15 protein-coding genes and 2 pseudogenes are annotated in these 22,403 nt (G+C 55.2%); 8 read left to right on the top strand and 9 right to left on the bottom strand.

Going from position 1 to position 22,403, the window contains the following annotated elements:
- Window positions 1-95 precede the first annotated feature (95 nt).
- Together AC0AII_RS07000 and AC0AII_RS06995 are read left to right on the top strand one after the other, a co-directional pair.
- A complete protein-coding gene (locus AC0AII_RS07000; RefSeq protein ID WP_490446618.1) occupies window positions 96-1,379 on the top strand; it encodes an aminotransferase-like domain-containing protein in 1,284 nt (427 codons plus the stop codon).
- Window positions 1,380-1,382: 3 nt separating this feature from the next.
- Window positions 1,383-2,597, top strand: a complete 1,215-nt coding sequence (locus tag AC0AII_RS06995; RefSeq protein WP_490446617.1) for a D-alanine--D-alanine ligase family protein — start codon at window positions 1,383-1,385, stop codon at window positions 2,595-2,597.
- 1,134 nt (window positions 2,598-3,731) lie between these two features.
- On the opposite strand, the gene AC0AII_RS06990 is transcribed toward AC0AII_RS06995, so the two are convergent.
- Window positions 3,732-4,082, bottom strand: coding sequence for a hypothetical protein (locus AC0AII_RS06990; protein WP_490446616.1), 351 nt, complete (start codon window positions 4,080-4,082; stop codon window positions 3,732-3,734).
- Window positions 4,083-4,191: 109 nt separating this feature from the next.
- Between AC0AII_RS06990 and trxB the strand changes: the two genes are divergently transcribed.
- Entirely contained in the window at window positions 4,192-5,136 is a 945-nt protein-coding gene (trxB, locus tag AC0AII_RS06985) for a thioredoxin-disulfide reductase (RefSeq protein WP_490446615.1), read from the top strand.
- A gap of 747 nt (window positions 5,137-5,883) precedes the next feature.
- Here the strand turns inward: trxB and AC0AII_RS06980 are convergent.
- The 8 genes and pseudogenes from AC0AII_RS06980 to rpmH all read right to left on the bottom strand — a co-directional run bounded on the left by AC0AII_RS06980 (window position 5,884) and on the right by rpmH (window position 14,622).
- The gene (locus tag AC0AII_RS06980) at window positions 5,884-7,476 is read right to left on the bottom strand and encodes a ParB/RepB/Spo0J family partition protein (RefSeq protein ID WP_490446614.1); all 1,593 of its coding nucleotides are present in this window, start codon (window positions 7,474-7,476) and stop codon (window positions 5,884-5,886) included.
- Between the two features lie 4 nt (window positions 7,477-7,480).
- Window positions 7,481-8,428 (bottom strand): ParA family protein, encoded by a 948-nt coding sequence (locus AC0AII_RS06975; RefSeq protein ID WP_045925192.1) that lies wholly within the window; start codon window positions 8,426-8,428, stop codon window positions 7,481-7,483.
- 2,059 nt (window positions 8,429-10,487) lie between these two features.
- Complete coding sequence (locus AC0AII_RS06970; protein ID WP_490446613.1) at window positions 10,488-11,369, bottom strand: 16S rRNA (guanine(527)-N(7))-methyltransferase RsmG; 882 nt, start codon at window positions 11,367-11,369, stop codon at window positions 10,488-10,490.
- Between the two features lie 541 nt (window positions 11,370-11,910).
- Window positions 11,911-12,447: pseudogene (locus AC0AII_RS06965) on the bottom strand (Jag family protein); the annotation flags it as partial.
- Between the two features lie 177 nt (window positions 12,448-12,624).
- Window positions 12,625-13,647 carry a membrane protein insertase YidC gene (gene yidC, locus AC0AII_RS06960; protein WP_045925058.1) on the bottom strand — a complete coding sequence of 341 codons (1,023 nt, stop codon included), beginning with the start codon at window positions 13,645-13,647 and terminating at the stop codon, window positions 12,625-12,627.
- Window positions 13,648-13,649: 2 nt separating this feature from the next.
- Complete coding sequence (yidD, locus tag AC0AII_RS06955; RefSeq protein WP_490446612.1) at window positions 13,650-13,961, bottom strand: membrane protein insertion efficiency factor YidD; 312 nt, start codon at window positions 13,959-13,961, stop codon at window positions 13,650-13,652.
- A gap of 107 nt (window positions 13,962-14,068) precedes the next feature.
- A pseudogene (gene rnpA, locus AC0AII_RS06950) lies at window positions 14,069-14,461 on the bottom strand (ribonuclease P protein component); the annotation flags it as partial.
- A gap of 26 nt (window positions 14,462-14,487) precedes the next feature.
- The gene (gene rpmH, locus AC0AII_RS06945) at window positions 14,488-14,622 is read right to left on the bottom strand and encodes a 50S ribosomal protein L34 (protein WP_015022700.1); all 135 of its coding nucleotides are present in this window, start codon (window positions 14,620-14,622) and stop codon (window positions 14,488-14,490) included.
- Between the two features lie 331 nt (window positions 14,623-14,953).
- Between rpmH and dnaA the strand changes: the two genes are divergently transcribed.
- The 5 genes from dnaA (at window position 14,954) to gyrB (ending at window position 22,356) form a co-directional block, all read left to right on the top strand.
- Window positions 14,954-16,699, top strand: coding sequence for a chromosomal replication initiator protein DnaA (gene dnaA / locus AC0AII_RS06940; RefSeq protein ID WP_490446611.1), 1,746 nt, complete (start codon window positions 14,954-14,956; stop codon window positions 16,697-16,699).
- A 414-nt stretch (window positions 16,700-17,113) separates the two neighbouring features.
- A complete protein-coding gene (gene dnaN, locus AC0AII_RS06935) occupies window positions 17,114-18,238 on the top strand; it encodes a DNA polymerase III subunit beta (RefSeq protein WP_490446610.1) in 1,125 nt (374 codons plus the stop codon).
- 29 nt (window positions 18,239-18,267) lie between these two features.
- On the top strand, window positions 18,268-19,530 hold the full coding sequence (recF, locus tag AC0AII_RS06930) for a DNA replication/repair protein RecF (protein ID WP_490446609.1): 1,263 nt from the start codon (window positions 18,268-18,270) through the stop codon (window positions 19,528-19,530).
- Window positions 19,527-20,024: a DciA family protein gene (locus tag AC0AII_RS06925; protein WP_490446608.1), complete on the top strand. Its 498-nt coding sequence runs from the start codon at window positions 19,527-19,529 to the stop codon at window positions 20,022-20,024. Before recF ends, AC0AII_RS06925 begins: the two co-directional genes overlap by 4 nt.
- 292 nt (window positions 20,025-20,316) lie before the next feature.
- Complete coding sequence (gene gyrB / locus AC0AII_RS06920; protein ID WP_490446660.1) at window positions 20,317-22,356, top strand: DNA topoisomerase (ATP-hydrolyzing) subunit B; 2,040 nt, start codon at window positions 20,317-20,319, stop codon at window positions 22,354-22,356.
- Window positions 22,357-22,403 lie beyond the last annotated feature (47 nt).

The raw sequence follows: 22,403 nt of genomic DNA, 5'->3' as shown, positions 1-22,403 counted from the left end.
CCGAAATGGTAATGTGTTGGATTTTTCCTCCAACAAAGCCCTTGCAGGTAATACAGTTTCCTTAGACAACGGCGGCAGGAAGGCGGAAGTCAGTTATGGCGGATGATCCCAATATCGCATCCAAGGTCATCAAGAACGATCCCTGGTACAGCTCCTATGCGGCACGGGCCGAGCAGATGCGCGCCTCCGAAATTCGTGCCCTCTTCGCTGTGGCCAACCGGCCCGAGGTGGTCTCCTTGGCCGGCGGCATGCCCTACCTGGGCCGGATGCCTTTCGATAAGCTGGCCGACCAGCTTGGCGACATGCTGCGGAACAAGGGCCAGGTGGCCTGGCAGTATGGGTCAGCACAGGGCGATCCCCACCTGCGCGAGGATGTGCTGCCCATTATGGAGCTGGAAGGCATTAAGGATGTCCAGCCTGATGATGTGGTTATCGTCAACGGCTCCCAGTCGGGACTGGATCTGATCACCAGGATTATGTGCGACCCCGGCGATGTCGTGCTGGCTGAAGCACCTAATTATGTGGGTGCTCTGGGCGTCTTCCAGTCCTTCCAGGTCGATGTGGTCAATGTGGCCATGGACGGAGACGGACTGATTCCCGAGGCTCTGGAGGAGACCATTCTGGAACAGCGCCGCCAAGGCAAAGCAGTCAAATTCCTCTACACTGTACCCAACTTCCACAATCCTGCCGGCGCCACCATGAGTGTTGAGCGGCGGCCACGGATCATCGAGATCGCCAGAAAGTACCACGTGCTTATTGTCGAGGACAATCCCTACGGACTGCTGGCCTTCGACGGCCAGACCTATCCGGCCCTGCGCTCCTACGACTCAGAGGGCATTGTCTACCTGAGCAGTTTCTCAAAGATCATCGCCCCGGGCATGCGCGTGGCCTGGATGGTTGCGCCTCCTGGCATCCGACAGAAGCTGGTTCTGGCCAACGAGTCAGCCATTCTCTGCCCCTCCAACATGAGCCAGATGACCATCACCACCTACCTGGACAACTTCGACTGGAAATCGCAGATCAATGATTACCGGGGGATGTACAAGGAACGCTGCGATGCCATGGACGAGGCTTTGAAAAAATATTTGCCCTACTGCTCATGGCTCAAGCCCAAGGGCGGCTTCTACATCTGGCTGAAGATACCCCAGGGGCTCAACGCCAAGGACATGCTGCCCAGGGCGATCACCGCCAAGGTAGCTTACGTGTCAGGCACAGCCTTCTACGATAACGGGGAGGGAGCGGACCACATGCGCCTGTCCTTCTGCTACCCCACCCCCGATCGGATCCGGGAAGGAATACGCAGACTGTCCACAGTCATCGAGAACGAACTCGCCACCGTCCGGCTGTTCGAGCCTGACAGCGGCAAGGAAAGGGGCTGAATCATGGCGCCCAAGCACAGCAAGACACCTCGGCAGCAGACCGGGGGCAAAACCGCGGCAGCAAGCAAGGCCAAGGCAACCGCGAGCGCGACGACGACCACGGTCGCAAGCCCGACCAGCACTGCGGCCACCACTTCAGCCACAGCTGCTGGCGAAGTGGCCAAAAAAGCCAGGCGGACCTCACATCGCTCCATCCGTGAGGCTACGCCAGTCACCATGGACGATGTCACCTCCCTGGCCAGCAAGGCCACTAAGCGTGCTGATAAGTCGATCCTGGTGATCTGCGGGGGCCTCAGCCATGAGCGTGATGTCTCCATCAGCTCGGGACATCGGGTCCAGGGATTCCTGGAGGAGGCCGGGTGGACAGTCCGCGTCCACGACATGGATGGCTCGCTTCTGCCGTACTTGACCGACGAGTCGACCCGCCCCGATCTGGTCTGGCCTCTGCTGCACGGCGCCAACGGCGAAGACGGCTCCATCCGCGATGTCTTGGAGATGGCGGAACTGCCCTACATCGGATCCCGGGCCAAGGCCTCACGGACCGCTTGGAGCAAGCCCATCGCCAAGAACGTTGTCCGCATGGCCGGATTGCACACTCCGCATTCCGTGACGCTGCCCGAATCCATGTTCCGCGAACTGGGTGTCGAACCCGTTATCGATATGCTTCTCGGCTCGCTAGGACTTCCGCTCTTCATCAAACCCACCATGGGTGGCTCAGCCATGGGTTGCACCATGGTGACTGAACAGGGCCAGCTCACTCAGGCACTGATCAACTGCTTTGCCTATGGTGATGTAGCGCTGATCGAGCAGGCTGTCACGGGTACCGAGGTCTCTGTGTCCATCCTCGAGTTTGACGGACACCCCCTGGTGCTGCCTCCACTTGAAATCTGGACTCCCTCAGGCACCTACGATTTCGAAGCTCGTTCCACACCCGGCCCGACAGAGTTCTATGTTCCAGCCCGACTGGATGCCAAGACCACGCAGGCTGTCAGCAATGCCGCACTGACTGCTCACCGTGCTCTGGGGCTCCGCGATATTTCACGAACCGATTTCATCGTTGATGCCCAAGGTCAGCCGCAATTCCTGGAGTCCAATGTGGCGCCCGGCATGACGGACACTTCGCTGCTGCCACAGTCAGCGCAGGCCGCTGGTTACAATCTGCCAGAGCTATACACGGCATTGGTTCAATCAGTTTTGAATCAAAAGCGAACCGATTGAGATAGCAAAGCATCTCTGGTCCCGCCTATCGTTCGACTGGCACGAGCAGGGTCCGCCTGGTGCATAGTTTGCAATTCGTGCAATATGCGCCAGGCGGATCTGCAATATACACGGATTGCAATACAGGCCGAGCGGATAGCACCCAGGGCAGGCACCATATTCTCATTAGCATCGTTTTCAGGACATCGAATGACGGCTGTTCACCATTCACCATTCATTGTCGGTTATTTCCTTCCTTCTATTTGATGTGCTCGCCTCTCCGCATCTGCTGTATTCTCAACTTCTTCTCTACTACTCAGCCAAGGCCAACATTGCCCGAAAGGCATGTTCAATCAGGTTCCGGCTTTTATATTGCCGACAAGACTTACTCGCAGAAGCGACGCGGACTAATGAATTGTCGATGCTGCAATAACTGGGTCATCCTCCAAGACTCCACGCTCAGTAAACCGCAGTATTGATACACACCCTTGAATACAAACACAGTCGATATCGAATGTTTCACGTGAAACATTCCGAGGTGATCAACTTACGTCATCAACTCCAGCGAGAGCCTCACACGATATAGCGGTCTATGACCGGCAACGGATTCTCCCGTTAAAAGTGCTAGTCGGATAAAGATATGATCGAGCGAGAATGAAGACAGCCTTCATAGGGTTGCAATCACAACAAGTTTCGCATCATGTTGCTCAAGTTATCTCACCAAGATATCTCATCAAAAACCCGCAAGGCGGCATATAGGTGATGCTGCTTTTAAAGCATCGAGAATCAGGCCATTTCGACTATGCCATCATGAACTGAGAGCGAAAGGTGTGTTTTCACCTGCGAATTATCATTCGGTTCTAGACATTGTTATCCCAGTTCATTTGCCCTAGTTTGTTCATCGCCCTCGCTGAGAGCATGATCTTCCTATCAGAATTCATTTATCGAGTCATATTGTGCTGACGCGGTTTGCTCCCCCTTGCCCGCTTCAAGACCTATAGATGCAAGCCCATAACTACTCTGCAAATCAGTGGATCAATATATCCAAGTGCATCAATCTGTCCTTGTTCAGGGACTGCATTTCACAAGATCAACCAAACAATCGAAACCGCACCCCACTATGATTGAACAGTCTGCGGCCTTGCTCAATATGCCTTACTTATCTCCGCCGCTTTCCTCGCCCTTGTCCGATGCGCGCGAAGAACTTTCACCCGGTTCTTCTTGAGTCGAGGATGTGTATCGGTCGGCAGACCTAACCGTCATATCATCATCAGCCCCAAGGCTTTTGTCTGTTACCGGAGAATCTGCGTCCAACTTGTCTTCATTGCCATCAGAGCTTGGAGGATTCCAAAAACGCCAGCTATGCCAGCTGTCATCCTCATCCTTATCATCTGTCTGATGGCTGGGATGCTCCCGCAGCAATCGATCAACTCGGAGCATAAACCAGATCAGCACCAGAATCGTCCCAAGATTGGTTACAATAGCCACTATCACGGTTTTCTCCATGGTTTAAGAATAGCCTGCTCTGTCAGGAACGGACTTACAGTGAGATAAGTAAGGACCCTTTTCGCCCACCGCGTGTGACCCGGTCATCATGCATGGATACAGTAGCGTTATGAAGCAAACTGTTCACGATGCCATTGTCATAGGGTCCGGACCAGCGGGTTACACCGCCGCCATTTATCTTGGCAGAGCCGGTTATGCTCCCCTCGTTATTGCTGGAGCCCTAACGCCCGGCGGTCAGCTTATGAACACGACAGAAGTAGAGAATTTCCCAGGATTTCCAAAAGCTGTACTGGGACCGGATCTGATGGATCAGATGCGCGAGCAGGCCGAACATTTTGGTGCTCAGATCGAATACGATGATGTCGTCTCAGTCGACTTGAGTGGAGACATCAAACGGATCACCACCGATGGCGGTGATGAATATCAAACTCGAGCAGTCGTTATCACCACTGGTTCACAATATCGAAAGTTGGAGATTCCCGGAGAGCGCGAATTTTCTGGGCGAGGGGTTTCCTACTGCGCCACATGTGACGGATTCTTCTTCAAGAATAAGCCGATCGTGGTCGTTGGCGGCGGCGACTCTGCCATGAGTGACGCAGACTTTCTGACCCGTTTCGGCTCCTCTGTCACGTTGATTCACCGTCGCCAAGGCTTCCGCGCTTCAAAAATCATGGTGGACCGAGCCAAGGCCAATGACAAGATCAGCTTCCTTCTCGATTCAGTCGTCACGCGGATCAACGGCGATGGTAGCGGCGTAACCTCTTTGGATGTACGCAATACAGCAACAGGTCAGCAGTCCAATATTCCGGCGAATGGAGTTTTTGTTGCCATTGGATTCACCCCTCAGACTGCTTTCTTTAATGGCCAAGTCGACCTGGATCAGGACGGCTATATCCTGGTCAAGGGTGGGTCAACGAAAACCTCCGTACCCGGAGTCTTTGCCGCTGGTGACGTAACCGACAAGATCTATCGTCAGGCCATTTCTGCTGCCGGTATGGGTTGCCGTGCAGCCTTGGATGCTCAAGAGTATCTTACGAGCCTGGATAAGCGATAAGGCCTGATACGCCTTGTAAACAAGAATTCATGTGCCCGGCAGTTTACGATTGCCAGGCACATCGTTTATTGACCATCACAGCCGCCTATTCAGCTGCCCTTAATTGTCCATTGGCCACGACGGAATAGCCCGCTCAATAGGAACATCACTGACCTTACAGCTGCTACTATCGCCCCCACTGAAATAACTGCTCCCCGTTGAGGAGACATTGCACAACCCAGCCCCCCTCGCCACATCGAAAATTCTAAAGGCCCTGCCAGCTCAGGTATACTATCGCCCTACCAGACAAGAGCGATGCTTGCTCTAGAACCACCTTTAAGCGGTGAAGACTCACCTATCTAGCTGACACACACAAGCCATTCCAGTATGCCCCACTAGCTGGCTGGCTAGTCAACGACTCACCGCACGCCCCCACTATTGGAGGCACTCATCCATCTATGACAGCTAAAGAGCTGAGATACCGATCGAATCTGATGTCGTGAGCCCGCAACATAATCTGGTTGCTCGGTTAGCAGTCATTCGGAATCCGACAGTCTGGCAGTGTATATATTGCACACAGCCTTTCAGCACCGATATATCTGTGCAGAGAATGGCACATACTAACGGCATTCAACCATCCCGGGTTTAAGACAAATGCAGCGATTGCTCATCAGCTCATACAAAACCAAATTGAGCTATGAAACAATCGCTTGCCTTATCGGCAGGGTTTGGTTGACCAACCCCTGCGGTCGCAGTTTCAGAATGGGATCAAACCCAGCCTTTGTCGCCTGAATGACTGCTATTACTCGCGGATTGATCCTTTTCCAGGAGTATGGCAACAATGCGGTCCATATCTTCAGGCGAAGAAAACACGATTTCTATTTTCCCGTGCTTTTTAGTGCCCTTAATAGCCACCTTTGTATCAAAGCGGCTTTCCAAATCTTGGCGTACAGGACTATCTACCCATGCGTTGACCTTAGGCTTTTTTGCTCTCTTCTTCGTCTGCCCGGTCTGCAATGCTACGAGTTCCTCCGTAGATCTTACCGACAGTCCTTCAGCAATAATCTTGTCTGCCAGAGCCGTCATGGATTTTTCATCTGGCAAAGTAAGCAGGGCACGGGCATGTCCAGCTGACAACACCCCGGAGCTTACTTTTTTCTGCACACTTGGAGGCAACTTCAACAATCGAAGCGTGTTGGTGATCTGAGGTCTGGACTTAGAGATTGACTTAGACAAACCGTCCTGAGTCAAGCCGAACTCATCGATCATTTGCTGATAAGCCGCTGCTTCTTCCAAGGGATTAAGAGCTACTCTATGGAGATTCTCGAGCAATGCATCACGCAACATGGCGTCATCGCTCGTTGTTTTCACAATTGCAGGTATGGTATTTAGGCCAGCCAACCTAGTAGCACGCCACCGACGTTCGCCCATTATGATTTCATAATGGGTTGTTTGCCCCAGATTAGCGTTTCTCTGGTTTAAATGCTGGTCCGATTGCTCTTCACTAGTCTTAGTGTCAAATGCTTCGGATTTACCTCCTGCACTGGCAGCGGAAGTTGTTTTATCCTCGATTGTTCTTGGCCGGTCTGCAAAAGTTGATTTTCGCACAACTATGGGCTGCAATACACCGACTTCCTTGATGGAGCGGGACAGCTCCAACAGTTCATCTTCATCGAAAATCTGCCGTGGTTGCTGAGCATTGGGCCTAATGTCGTCCACACGCACTTCAGCCAAATACCCGCCTTGGACAGGCTTCAGCTCCTCTTGGCTATTGCCCTCCGCTTTATTTAGCCCACTATCATTGTCGATAGCAGCTGCTCGGTTAATGCTTTGCCGAGTTTCCTTTGTCCGAAGGTCATCAGCCTCTATCGATCCCGCAATCGGCGATGTTTCACGTGAAACATTTGTCGTCGTAGAACCGAAGAATAGATCACTCGGATGCTCCAAGCTGCTGATGGATGGGACAGACCTACGCTTGGTAGCCCTCTTAGAGGATGATGTTTCACGTGAAACATCACCGTCGAGCGACTTGGAAATACTGACTCGCTTTTGTCCTGTGTTGGTATGTTTACGACCGCTTTTAGACAATCTTTCAGAATCCGCGAGCTCTGAGCTAGCAGGATCCGAATGCCTAGTTCTTCTTTCTGGTTTTGCCTCGCCTTTTGCTGTGTCGTCCTTCTCTAGGCGCTTTCGTCCATTCGACTCCGCACCCAAACCTTGAAGAGCAGGCTGTTTATTGCTTGGATTTGGTACTTTGTTATCTTCTCGCCGACTATTGTCAGCATTGGTTTCATCATCTTCACCTGGCAGGGCAGGGAATAGAGCCCCCAAGCCTTTGCCTAACCGTGAACGGCTTGTCATGTCCTCACTCCCCCTGTCTTCTATTGGCAATATGTTCCAGCACTTGCTCGGATCTCTGCGCGATTTCTAACGCTGCCTCTTCATAAGCGATAGCGCCGGCTCCCTTAGGGTCGTAGGTGACAACGCTTTGCCGAAAGCTGGGAGCTTCAGAGATTTTGACAGAACGCGGAATGGTCGTATTCAGCACTATCTCTGGATAGTGTTCCTTGACTTGATCAAACACTTCTTTGCTGAGCAACGTTCGCCTGTCGTACATCGTCAACAACATGGTAGAGATTACGAGATAAGGATTATAACTTTGCTGAACAAGTCCGATAGTATGCAGTAGTTGTTGCAGTCCTTCAAGAGCATAATACTCAGCTTGCACTGGGATCAATACTTCGTTGACTGAACACATGGCATTCAGAACTAGCAGTCCGAGACTAGGTGGGCAATCAACGAGAACATAGTCATAGTGTTGGTGACAGACTTTGAGATAGTCGGCAACTGCTTTTTTCATCAACTGATTACGGTTGGGCATATCCGCAACTTCCAGCTCAGCACCACTTAGATCAATAGAAGATGGGACCACCTCGAGGTTAGGGAATTCAGGGGAAACCACCTTAACGTCATCGATCCCAAGACGACCCTCAAGCACATCATATGTTGATGGTGTACCAGACTCATGGGCCACACCCAATGCAGTAGAAGCGTTGCCTTGTGGATCCATATCGATGACCAGCACCTGTTCATCGAATTCAGCAAACGCGCATGCCAGATTGACTGTGGTCGTGGTTTTCCCTACCCCGCCTTTTTGATTGGCAACGGCAATGAATCGGGTTTTTGAAGGATGAGGGAATTGAGCCTGGCGTAAAGCCTGATAACGTGCAGAAAGATCTGCCATCTCCGCACCGGACACCGAACCTGACCCGTCAGCGAATATTCGATTCAGAATATCCGTTGCCGACTCCATACCTGATGCGTTCGGCGTGCTTTGCTCACCGCTATCCGAGGTATTTCTCGTAACGGGTTTCACCTTCTTCGATGCGGCCACGAACCTTCCTCCTTTTGATAACAACTCAATTTTCCCGTCCTAGTTGGACATGTCAGAATAACCGCTAGTTACACACAGCCGTTGTTCATAACTGTGGATAAGTGTGGATAGTTACATTGGTGCCTCCAGCGCTGTCGCTTTCTATAGATTATTAGCTTTGCCTTGTGATTATTGACAATTCTGGCGCTACCCACAAGGCGGCATGGTCTACAAACGATAATGTGGATAATTCATTTGTGAGGTCTAAATTGTGCATAACTTAAAAGTCGGGAATCAATAAATTCACTACCTCACTTATTCATGCAATACTATTCATGGGACTTATCAATGAATACATCAACATGTCGGATAGCGGTTATAACACTGCTTCAACGCTCCTATTAAACCTCTTGGCGACGGACCTTGTACAGCTGTACTGCAGAGTAGTGTTTCACGTGAAACATCTCTACTGTCTGGGAAGTACTATTACCTTGTTGATTGTTGGCTCACGTAGTTGCGTGCTTTAATCTTGCCGGTTGTATCTTCAAAGCCTGCCCTTCTACAAGCAGTCAATATTACGGATTCAATAGACACTTTTCAATTTTAAATTATAAAAATGTATTTATAATTGTTAAGCGACAGGTCTTACTAACCGATAAGCGTCGTATTCTACCTGGTATAAGTGTGGTTGCATAAAGGACTCTAAGAAAGAGATCACGGACTACCCGTTTCCTAATGAAGATATAGAAGCTAGTGCCGTATTCTTTCACATGTACTCCAATAACCGTGATCTAGATTATTGAATTCCGCGTCGATTGTTTCACCTGAAACATTGCAAACAATCTCCACTAAGAAATCATCCACTAGGATCAGCAACAACTGAATAGGATCATGGCTAAGATGCTGCTGAATACAGCTGTCTCGGATACCTCTCTTGGATACCTCTCTCTTATGTCACATACCCTCAGCGATCAACTCGGGTATTAACCTGTGACATCGGTAAGCAACGAAGCATGATTTTTCAGTTAAATGTTAAATAAGATGTGTATTTACAATGTTTCACGTGAAACACTCTCTAGTGCACACATCAGGAACTAGTGAATATCTCTCTTGTGCTCAGTGCAGCCCTCCACTCTATCTCCAACATCAGAAGAATATTCAGTGTTGGGGAGTGATTCCGGAGTTTCTCCGGGGCTGATCAATCGATTACTCCAGCTATCGCTCATACATGTGCAAAGATCAATATTGCTCTGTAAGTGTTAATGATTAGACAACGAAGGGCGATGCACAGGTTCAAATACGTTAAATCCCCTGTATGTAATGGGACCTGCAAATGAACACACCATGGCGAGTATAAATAGCATGGTCTACGCAAGAACTGGGTAAAGCAGGTCAATTTATAAATCACTGAGCACCAAAAGGACAACGTCGCGAGAGACGGTTAATCAAGCATCAGAAAGTTGGCGGTATATATCAAGTTCGAAGATATATCCCATACAATTAGCCCAACGATGTACGGGAGGCAAAACCAGCATCAACTAAGACTCGGAGCGAAGCAACCGGAAGATACAAAGCGTTGTGCTCAATCGCAAATGAGACAGGTATGACTATTTCAAATATTATAATTATGTGTAAACAGCTGCAGCCTTACTCTTTGACACAGGATAGATACTGGAGTGTCAAAGTTCATAAAAGCTCCGGAATGACAACCATTCTAAGGAAGGCAATACAGGATCACAAGTGTGCTTGCACTCCCCTTAACTGAGCATGGCGCCCATTACGATAAGGAGGCAACCACTCATGTTGCTGTCCGGAAAAGGCAGTTTCGATCAAGAAGAGTTGTTCAATAATTTCTCATTAGCTTTGACATGACTCTGTTTGAAGGCTGATAATTTATTCTCTGATATAGCAAATTCCTAGGTTGCCTGATTTTTATCACGCTATTAGGTAAATGCTCTGACAAGGCAGTCATAAAATAATGTTGTATCGACGTCGTGTTTTAGCGTTTGTCCACAAGAACTACGTGGGTTTCTTCAAGACCAGGTGCAACTGGAGCTTGGCTGACCCGTGGATTCACTCCATGATATTTTTTTATCTCTTTAGCAGCTTTATCAAGCTCATTTTGCGCCGAACGGCCTTTAAGAGCAATAAGCTGACCCCCTGATCTCAAGAGAGGTAGGGTCCACCCAGCGAGCTTTGTCATAGGTGCTACAGCCCGGCAGGTCACGACATCAAAAGTCTCAGGTACCGAAGGCGTGGAACCTACCCTTGCCAGACTTTCTCCGCCCATCGCTGCCGATGATTTAGGACCATTCACGGTTTGCTGACTATCACCATTCCTGGTGGTGACCAAAGTTGAAGAACCATGGCCAGAAACAGAATTGGACCCTTCCTCGCTTCGGCGACGACCATGACGGTGGCCTTGTGAAGCTCTTTTCTTGTGCCGATTCGATGCGTGAGAGGATTGCGGGGCCAGATCCTCTGCATGTTTGCGAAGCACTGAGGCATTAACCAGGTGCAACTCATCAATGACTTCCCGCAACCAGAGCACACGCCGCTCCATTGGCTCGACAAGCACAACACTGCACTGCGGAAGACATGCAGCTAGCACAATGCCCGGAAAGCCCCCACCAGAACCTATATCTGCCACCGTTGCTGTCTGACCATCAGTAGTCAATCGTTCTCGCACAAAAGGCACAATGGCAGCTGAATTGAGTATGTGTCGTTCCCAAATAATGTCTTCATCGCGAGGGCCGATGATGCCCCTCTCCACACCCTCACCTAAGAGCTTGTCGTGAAAACGCTGCATGGGTGCCAAAGCATCGCCAAGCACCTGCCTCAAGAGGGGACTATCGTTCAGTTCGTCATCCACAACAGCCATTTCAACTCCTCACATTCACATTCGACGCGCAGTCAATCACAGCCACAGACCCCGACAGCGTCATACTGTCTTGCATCTTGCATCCAGGAGATTCCACCATGTCAGAATCTGAAACCACTGGATTCTGAAGGCAGTTACCAACATGCGGTTTTCAACTACAAAAGAGCGTCGAAGGCACACATCAGTATCCTAACGGAACCAGCATAGGAAGCGGCCTGCTATAGGGGATGACCAACCAAGATCATTCCGAATTAAGCAGCATGGCAAACTCAGCACCATCATGAGCCAGACAAGGCAATACATCTGACAGATGGCACGACCCTGGCCGATAGCACAGCAAACTTAGACAGTCTGTCTGCAGCAAACAATGAAACAATCCAAACAAGGCGGACGTCACCAATACTTCATCGGCGCACAGCCCTACTTGGTTCTGCAATCACTCCCTGTCCGCGCCAGCAGGATCGTCATCAGCCGCGTAGTTAGCCGAATCATCGGCCTGATCAGTTTCATCCGAGTCCAGCGGGGCATCATACCCGACTGGTTCGTCCTCAACATCGTCAGGCAGGTCCTCGTCTTCGCTCTTGACCTTCAGGTAGACGGTGACGTACCGGTGAGGCTCCTCACCGTGGGAGCGTGACTTCAGCCCCTCCTCTCGGACCATGTCATGGACGATCTTGCGTTCGAAGGAGTTCATGGGCTTCATATTGACGGGATCGCCGGTCTCACGGACCTCGTCGATCACATCCAGGGCCTGCTCGCGAAGATGCTCGCGCTTGCGCCGCAGGAAGCCGTCCACATCCACGATCAGATGGGAGCGCTCCCCTATCTTCTGCTGCACGGCTAGCCGCGTCAGCTGTTGCAGGGCATCCACCACCTCGCCATCCTTGCCGATCAGATGCTTGATATCCGTGTCGTCGTCAGCCACAATCTGCACGGTCGGACGGTGGTTGCGCACCCCCATCTCGATATCGCCCTCGTAATCGACGATGTCCAGCAACCCCTCCAGATAGTCGGCGGCGACATCCGCCTCCTCATTGAGTTGCTCGATGGTCTTTCCCTGGTCCAGAGACTGAGACATCTATGCTCTCCTTACACGCGTTTACATCCGATTCATAACCTCAGGTCCACTGGATTCCTGGTCACCAATCGAGTGTCCAGTACTGAGGATACACGGACGTGATGATTGCAGACTACTCCAGTATCCGCCCGACCGAAAGCTTGGTCGCCGCACCGGCCACCGCTGCCAGTAGCTGCATCAACGACCGCGACGCTTGCGGTGGGGCTGAGAACGCTGGTGGGAGACGTTCTTGTTGTTGCGGGCTTCCTCCTCCAGCCGCTTGGCCTCCATCAGCTGCTCCTCCTCCAAAGAGGGCAGCCCCTGGCGCTTGCGACGAGCGTTCTCACGGCGGTGGTCCCGCTCCTCCTTGCTCTCTGCAGCCGGCGAGCCCGGCGTAGGCATATGGCGGACCTGGAAGAGGGTTCGGCCCAGATTCCAAAGGTTGTTGGTCAGCCAGTAAATCAGCACGGCGAAGGGGAAGTAGATGCCTGAGAAGATGTACATGACCGGGAAGATGAAGGCCATCATCTGCTGCATCTTGTACTGCTGTCCCTGCATGGCCGACCTGGGCATGTTCCGCCGGACGTTGTGGAACTGCGAGTAGAACATGGCCAGGCACATGAGCACGATGAAGACCACTATGACTATGCGGCCCGCACCCTGGGCGGACATGAAGTTGTCCGAAATCCGCAGCCCGAAGAAGGTGGTCTCCTCGAATTCTCGCGCCACCTGTCGGTTGAAGGCTCCAAGGGGCGCCCGCTTGCCCCGGGCGATGAAGGGCACAGCCGAAAGCACGTAGAACATGGTCATGAAGACCGGGCCCTGGACCAGCGCGGGCAGACAGGAACTCATGGGGTTGGCATGGTTATCCTGGTAGACCTTCATGGTCTCCCGGCTCATGGCCTCTCGGCTGGCTGGATCCTTCTTGTTGCGGTACTTGTTCTGGATCTTCATCAGCTTGGGCTGCAGGGCCTGCATCTTTTGCATGGATCGCAGCTGCTTGATGAAGAGCGGCAGCACGCAGAGGTTGACGACCAGCACCAGCATCACTACCGAAAGCGCCCAGGCCACCCCGGGACCCTTATGGAGCCCGATCAGGGTCAGGAACTTGTGGCAGTAGGTCATGATGTAGGTCATGAGCCACTCGATGGGGTAGAGGATCTTATAGAAGAAGCCGTATATGCCCGTATCGAAAGTGAAAGTGTCGTTGTTCTGGAACATTGTCAGGCCGTCTCCTTGTCTGGGGCCATGGGGGTCAGCCGGGCCTCCTCATGGGCCTTGGACCACGGGAACCGATAGAAGATGGAAAACCTCTGGGGCACGTCATCGATCCCGCCGTTGTTGAAAGGCGTGCAGCGCAATAGCCGCAGAACGGCCAGGATGGTTCCACGCAAGGCCCCGAACCGCCTCAGAGCGGTCAGAGCGTACTGGGAGCAGGTCGGGTAGTAACGGCACTGCGGCGGCGAGAGGGGTGAGATGTGGCGCTGATACCAGCGGACTGCACCCTGCAGAGCCCGGGAGGCCAGGCCGCTCATGCCCTGCATCCTTCATTGGCTTCCAGCCGTTGAGCCGGTTGACGCTTGGACCCGACGAGCTGCAAACCTGATTGCATTCGCCCTTCAGAGCCGCCGGCAATCTTGCCAGTCTTGCGCATAAGGTCACGGAAGAGCCTGTCCACTTGCTCCTCCAGCTGCTCATAGGTGGCTCTGGCAGCGCTGGGCTTGGCGCGCATGACCAGATCACAGGAGGATGGCAGCAGGCCCTCCTTGGATCCGGCAAGTTGCCTGAATCTGCGCTTGACCTTGTTCCTAGTCACGGCCTTGCCTACATTTTTGGATACAGCGAGCCCCATGCGGCGTCTGCCCGCAGGCAGGATGTCATGCCGCCCTTCGTGCGCAACCGATGCCACCGGCAGCGGGGTCACCGTCTGGTCAGATCCAGGGATCGAATAATGAATGACCAGATCCCGGCTGCTGACCCGATGGTGTCGCCTGAGCACCGCCGTGAACTCCCGGTGGCTCCTCAGCCGTTCCACCTTTTGCGAAAGGATCGAAATCCGATTCAGGCGGAGAGCGTCCGACGGCCCTTGGCCCGGCGACGATTGATCAGAGCGCGGCCAGATCGGGTGCGCATGCGAGCGCGGAACCCGTGCTTCATGTGACGACGGCGGTTATTGGGCTGGAATGTCCTCTTCATAATTCGTTGCTCCCGTGTGTAGACATACTCGAGTACGGCTCGTTATGAGTCAAGCTATATCACGGTACACAGGAGCCGGGACGGAGTCAAACAGGCATCCGCCCCTCAGATGACAAGGACCGCCTCGTATCCTGCACAAACCCTGTCATGGCGCGAGAAAGCGCATCCTCACTTATCCACAAATTACATCACTGTTATTCACATTCAGCGCAGACACAACACGCTATCCTGTGGATAACCGCGCAAAGTCGGTGTAACAATGGGCTACTGTCGACTTTGAGAGAAGCAGGAAACACGGGAAATCCGTCGTCGAGAAGAGAGGAGCACACTGATGGCGCAGGATCCGCTGGATGCCGCTGCCCAGGCCAAGAGAATCTGGGATGCGGTCCTGCAGGTGCTCCGCTACAGCAGTTCGCTGACCTCCAGGGACAAGGGCTGGCTTGAAGACATCACCCCCGAGGCGGTCTTCGGCACCACCATCGTTCTGCGGGTCTCCTCCAAGGCCACCCAGGAAGCTATTCAGGGACCGCTCAGCCAGCCCGTCCTCAGCGCATTGCAACTTGTCACCAATCAGGAAATGTTCCCGGCCATCAAAATCGTCTACCCTGAGCAGATGGCCAAGCAGATGGCTGCCGACCAACAGAACGACCAACGCGCATCCGCCATGGCTGGCTCCGCCCCGGGAAGCGGCGAGTTCCGTCAGGTCCCCGGCCCAGCCCAGGATCCATACGGCGACTACCAGCGCCAGAACAGCACCGGCCGATCCTCCTCCGACACAGAGACCCGTTCAAATTGGAGGCCTGAGACCGCAGGAACCGCCAAAACCCCGATCGTCTCGGCCAATGATTTCCATCAGGGCACCTACGTGCCCATGACTTTGGACATGCAGGCCGAGCTGTCCGAATCCTCCCCCGCTACCAGATCCACGGCCAGCGCCGATGCCGATCAGCAGACCGAGGCCGAGCGGGCAACGTCTCGGCCCGCTTTTACCGTGCCTCGCTTCCCCATGAGCCAGAACCGGGTGGAGCGCGATCCGCAGACTCATCTGAACAAGAACGCCACTTTCGATACCTTCGTCCCTGGCGACTCCAACCGCTTCGCGCGGACCGTGGCCCTGGCCGTGGCCGAAGGCTCGGGCCAGGACTTTAATCCCCTGTGCATCTATGGCAGTTCGGGTCTGGGCAAGACCCATCTGCTCAACGCCATTGGCAACTATGCCCTGGTTAAGGATCCTTCGCTCAAGGTCCGGTACGTCAACTCGGAGGAATTCACCAACGAGTTCATCGACGCCCTGCAGAACTCAACCCAAGGCTCGGGCCAGATCGCGGAATTCAACCGCCGCTACCGGCAGGTGGATGTGCTCCTTATCGATGACATCCAGTTCCTGGGGGGCAAGGAAGCCACCCTGGACCAGTTCTTCCACACCTTCAACGCCCTGCACGACGCCAACAAGCGCATCGTCATCGCCTCGGACGTGGCCCCCAAGAATCTGAAAGGCTTCGAATCGCGACTGATCTCGCGCTTCGACTCGGGCCTGACCGTGGACGTCAAGCCGCCAGACCGGGAGACCCGGGTGGCCATCCTGAGAATGATGGCCTCCATGAACGGGGTCAGCATTCCCAACGAGGTCCTGGATCTGATCGCGGAACGCTTCACCGAGAACATCCGAGAGCTTGAGGGCGCCCTGACCCGTGTCACCGCCGTGGCCAGCCTCAATAACCAGCCGGTCACCACAGCTCTGGCCGAACAGACCCTGCAGGACTTCTTCTCTACGGACGTAGAGATCAAGCCCACCGACATCATCTCCCAGGTGGCCAAATACTTCCATCTGACCTTTGACGATATCGTCGGCCGTACGCGTACCAAGAACATTGCCCTGGCCCGGCAGATCGCCATGTACTTGGCCCGGGAAATGACCAGCATGTCCTTGGTAGACATCGGCGAGGTCTTCGGCGGCCGCGACCACACGACAGTCATGCACGCCTACACGCGTATCTCCAATGAGATGCAGGAAAAGCGAGAGATTTACAACTACGTCATGGAACTGACTGTCCGGCTCAAGCAGCCTCAGAATTGATGCGACACGCAGGCACCAGTGTGGATCACCAGAAAAAGATATCCACCTTCTTATCCCCAGATGTGGGCAAACCTTGGGAATAACCCACCGATTTTCCGGGGACAAGTGGTGGATCTTCAGCGAATAACCACCATGCATTTGTGGATAACTCAGCAAAAATCCGACCTTGTGGATAATTTGGCTTTTTAGTCACATCGATCTCACCACTTATCCACAACGCCTGGAGGAGGTATATCCACCGCATTGCAAGGATTTAGAAACTTATCCACACCATCCACCGAGCTTATTACGATGACTCTATGTATATTTATGCAATGATCATCGTCACATTCAAGCACACTTCTTCACTCCAACCACATCCCCAGGCCTATTCGATAGAATGAGTCCAGTTCATTCATCGACAAGAAGGCTCCCATGAAAGTAGAAGTGAATTCATCCGCACTCTCAGATGCAGTGGCTTGGACCACCCGCATCATCCCTTCCCGACCGGCTTCGCCGATTCTGGCGGGCGTGAGAATGGAAGCCTCTGACGGAACATTGAAGCTCTCTGCTTTCGATTACGAGGTTTCGGCGAGAAACCACATCGAGGCAGGCATCGACGAATCCGGAACGGCTCTGGTGTTGGGCAAACTTCTAGCGGACATCACTAAATCACTGCCTTCGGAGAAGACCTACCTATCAACCGAGGGATCCAAGATGACCATCACTTCGGGCAAATCCACTTTTTCCCTGCAGCTGATGCCTGACAGCGAGTATCCCGACCTCCCTGCCGTTCCCGAACCCATGGGCCAGGTGGATGCTGAGACCTTTATCCAATCTATCTCCCAATCCATCGTCGCAGTTTCCCGGGAAGAGAGCCGTCCAGTCCTGACTAGCGTAAAAACCGAAATCAGCGGGGACAAGGTGGTCATGACCGCCACCGACCGTTTCAGGCTGTCCCGTTCGAGCTTCACCTGGACTCCTCGCGACGCCGACTTCTCCACCTCGATGCTGATCCGCGGTTCTCTGCTGCGAGACATCGCGCGCTCCCTCGACGAACACCAGAACGTGACCATGGATTACGAGGCTGACAACCCCACCATCATGGGCGTGGAAAACGCCGGCAAGATATCCACCACCCAGTTGATTGATGGGGAATTTCCGGCCGTGGATCGTCTCTTTTCGGACGAGTACCCCATCCAGGCGGTCATCGCTCGGCAGGATCTGATCGATGCCATCAAGCGCGTGGCCCTGGTCGCCGAACGCAACGCCCCTATTCGCATGGTCTTCTCCGGCAATGAGGTGACCCTGAGCGCAGGCACAGCTGACGAGGCACAGGCCCATGAGGTTTTGCAGGCGGATCTAGATGGCGAGGACATCACGGTGGCCTTCAATCCCAGCTATCTGATCGACGGGCTGGGCGCCATCGCCGAGCCCTATGTCCGCATCAAAATGACCTCGGCGGTCAAGGCCGTGGAGTTCAACGGCCAGCAGGAGCAGGATTCCGAGGAGTCCATGGATTACCGGTACCTGCTGGTGCCCATGCGTTTCAACAACTGACACCCGGGCAGGTTCGAGGAACGATCGCCGTGCACATCTCCCGTCTGGTTCTGGATCATTTCCGTTCCTGGGAGCATTGCGTCCTCGATCTGGAGCCCGGAGTGACCATTCTGGAGGGGCGCAACGGCCTAGGCAAGACCAACCTGGTCGAAGCCATCGAGGTCCTGTCCACCGGCGGCAGCCATAGGACCTCATCCTCGCTGCCCCTGGTAGAGCGTGGGCAGTCCAAGGCCACTGTCAGGGCCAGGCTGGAGCAGGACGGGACTGCCACCGACTATGAGCTGACGATTGCCGCCAAGGGGGCCAACCGGGGAAGAATCAACGGCGGGCCTTCCCTCTATCAGCGTGACCTGGTAGGCCGGGTGCCCTGCGTGACCTTCAGCCCCGAGGATCAGCTAATGGTCTCCGGAGAGCCGGCAGTCAGGCGGGCCGTGCTGGACCAGGCCGGCAGCCAGCTCGATGCCGACTACTTCCAGGTTCGGCAGGATTTTCGCCATGTGGCCAGGCAGCGCGCCGCCCTGCTCAAGCAGCTCTCCCAGGCGGGCCGCGACCCCTCGGGTGACGGGCGTGACGCAGCCCTGTCCGGCCTGGAGGTATGGACTGGGCAGTTCATTCGCACCGGGCTGGATCTGAGCCGACGACGGGCGGCTCTGGTAGAGGCTCTGGACCAGCCCTTCAGTGATCTGTATGGTCGGCTGGCAGGCCCTGATCAGGATGCTCGATTGACCTACCGGCCCTCCCTGGAGGAGATAGGACCCGATGGGCAGACCGGTCCCGAGGTCGCCGAGGCCGTCAGCCGCCACTTTCAGCGGATATACCCGGGAGAAGTGGCCCGGGGCACCAATCTGATCGGCCCCCAGCGCGATGATCTGGCCTTCACCCTCAACGGCATGCCTGCCAGGGAGTTCGCCTCCAACGGTGAGATGTGGACCCTGGCCCTGGCTCTGAGGCTGGCTCTGCTGCAGGTGGTCAAGGATCGTCGCGCCCTGGAGCCGATCGTCATTCTGGATGATGTCTTCGCCCAGTTGGATCGGGGCCGCAGGGATCAGATCCTGGACTTTGCCCGCCAGCAGGACCAGGTGCTGATCACTGTGGCCGCCGACAGCGATATCCCCTCCCTGCAGGGTGCCAGCTTGGTGGATGTGTCCGCACTGAGGCCCGTGCAGCCATCCGATCCGGCTGCCCAGGATCCGGCCATCGCCAGTGCCATGCAGGATCTGCGTCGAACCAGAGGGACGGCTCATGACGACTCGGATATGAAGGATGGGCCAGAGGGGAACGACCTGTCATGAAGGCTCCCATGGTTGAGACCCTGCACCTGGACCAGCGTCGATTGCCGGCCTTGGTCTTCGAGGATTGCACGCGACGGGCGGCTACTCGTCGGCAGCGGGAGGATGACTCCCGCAAGGCCTGGTATGCATTCGGCAAGCCAGGCCGCGACCCCGCCAAACTGGGAGGAGTGGTGACCAGCCTGGCTGCCGGGAGCGGGTGGACCAGCCATCTGAAGGTGGCCCGGCTGCGCAACCAGTGGGACAGTGTGGTGGGACCCGGCATCGCCGCCCATTCGAGAGTGGTCTCCTACCGGGAGGGCGTGCTGATCATCCAGGCGCAGACCACAGTCTGGGCCACCCAGCTGACCTACCTGGTCCCCCAGCTCAAGGCGACCATTGTCAAGCGGCTGGGCATGCCGGTCAAGCAGATCCGGGTGACCGGCCCCCACAACTACAGCTTTCGCCGTTCACGGTTCGATCCGCCGGGCCGAGGCGTGCGCGACACCTACGGGTGAACCCATAATCTGCGGATACCGTCTTCCCAGCTTTCTGTCAGCCTAAAGTCCCCTAGCGCTGGTAATCTATAGGTTATAGGGTCAAACGCTTCCAAGGCCCCTTTATGGACGATTTGGAACCTGGTGACCATGACTCGATCCCCCGCTCGACCACGAACGGAAGCTGCTTTGTCGTCAGTGGGCGACCATGGGGGTGCAGAAAGGACTATCCGTGGCAGATCTCAACACTGACCCGTCCCGGACCCCGCAAGAGGGCCGGGAGCATGAGGAGGACAAGCCTCAGGATGACGGCATGACGGGCCAGGATCAGCTGGACGACGCGCAGCTGGATGACTCGCTCTCCCCCGAACACTATGACGCCAGCGATCTGAAAGTGCTGGAGGGGCTGGAGGCGGTTCGCGTCCGTCCCGGTATGTACATCGGTTCTACAGGTCCCAGGGGCCTGCACCATCTGGTCTACGAGATCGTCGACAACTCGGTCGACGAGGCTCTGGCCGGGTACGCTGATCACATTGAAGTCACCATCCTGCCCGACAACGGCATCCGGGTGGACGACAACGGCCGTGGCATACCTGTGGACGAGGTGCCAGGCGAGGGCAAGAGCGGCGTCGAGGTGGTCATGACCAAGCTGCATGCCGGCGGCAAGTTCGGCGGCGGCGGCTACGCGGTCTCGGGCGGCCTGCACGGCGTGGGCATCTCCGTGGTGAACGCCCTGTCCACCCGGATCGACGTCCAGGTGCGCCGTCAGGGTTACCACTGGCATCAGAGTTTCCACAACCAGAAGCCCACCGCTCCCCTGTCCAAGGATCAGGCCATGGGACCGGACGAGGGCACCGGCACCTCCGTGACCTTCTGGGCCGATCCCAAAATCTTCGAGACCACGGTCTACGACTTCGAGACCCTGCGCAGCCGTTTCCAGCAGATGGCCTTCCTCAACAAGGGCTTGAGAATCACCCTGACCGATCTGCGCCCCAACAACCAGGCCGGTGACGAGGTGGCGGGCGAGGAGCAGACCCCTGAGCAGAAGGGCCAGTCCGTCAGCTACCAGTATGCCAACGGCATCAAGGACTATGTGGACTACCTGGTCAAGGTCAGGAAGGCCACGCCTGTGGAGGCCGAGGTCATCGACTTCGAGGCCGAGGACCTGAAGCTGGGCATCTCCGCCGAGGTGGCTATGCAGTGGACCACCGCCTACTCGGAGTCGGTCCACACTTTCGCCAACACCATCGCGACCACCGAGGGCGGCACCCACGAAGAGGGGTTCCGTGCAGCTCTGACCAGCATGATCAACCGCTACGCCCGGGACAAGAACATCCTCAAGGACAAGGATGACAACCTCTCGGGCGATGACGTGCGCGAGGGGTTGACCGCCGTGGTCTCCGTCAAGCTGACCAATCCGCAGTTCGAGGGCCAGACCAAGACCAAGCTGGGCAACTCCGAGGCCAAGACCTTCGTCCAGCGGGTCATGACCGAAAGGCTGAGCGACTGGTTCGACGCCCATCCCGGCGAGGCCAAGTCCATCATCCAGAAGGCCATGGAGGCCTCCCGGGCCAGGATCGCGGCCAAGAAGGCCCGCGAGAACACTCGCCGCAAGTCCATCTTCGAGACGGCCGGCATGCCCGACAAGCTCAAGGACTGCCAGTCCAGCGACCCCGAGGAGTGCGAGCTGTTCATCGTGGAGGGCGACTCCGCAGGCGGCTCGGCCATCCAGGGGCGCAACCCCATGACCCAGGCCATCCTGCCCTTGCGCGGCAAGATCCTCAACACGGAGCGGGCCAGTCTGGACCGCATGATGAAGTCCGACACCATCGAATCCCTGATCACGGCTGTGGGCGGCGGATACGGCGAGGACTTCAACATCGACAAGGTGCGCTACCACAAGGTCATCATCATGGCCGACGCCGATGTGGACGGCGCCCACATCGCCACCCTGAATCTGACCCTCTTCTTCCGCTACATGCGGCCCATGATCGAGGCTGGCTACGTCTACGTGGCCATGCCCCCGCTCTACCGGCTCAAGTGGACCAAGGGGCCCCACAGCTTCGTCTACACCGATGCCGAGCGCGACAGGGTCCTGGCCGAGGGCAAGGCCTCCGGCCGACAGCTGCCCAAGGGCGAAGGGATCCAGCGTTACAAGGGTCTGGGCGAGATGAGCTACCAGGAGCTCTGGGAGACCACCATGGATCCGGATCACCGCATCCTCAAGAAGATCCGCATCGATGACGCCGAACAGGCCGACGAGACCTTCACCATGCTCATGGGCGACGAGGTCGAACCTCGGCGTCTGTTCATCCAGCGCAACGCCCACGACGCCCGTTTCATCGACGCCTGAGACGGATGCCTCTCCCTTTTCACCATTTGAGCTAAGGATCGATTTTG

The organism is Bifidobacterium sp. VU/mBH4 (B4) (genome assembly GCF_058199535.1).
The sequence above is the reverse complement of the archived record's forward strand: the minus strand, read 5'-3'. Positions and strand labels throughout refer to the sequence as shown.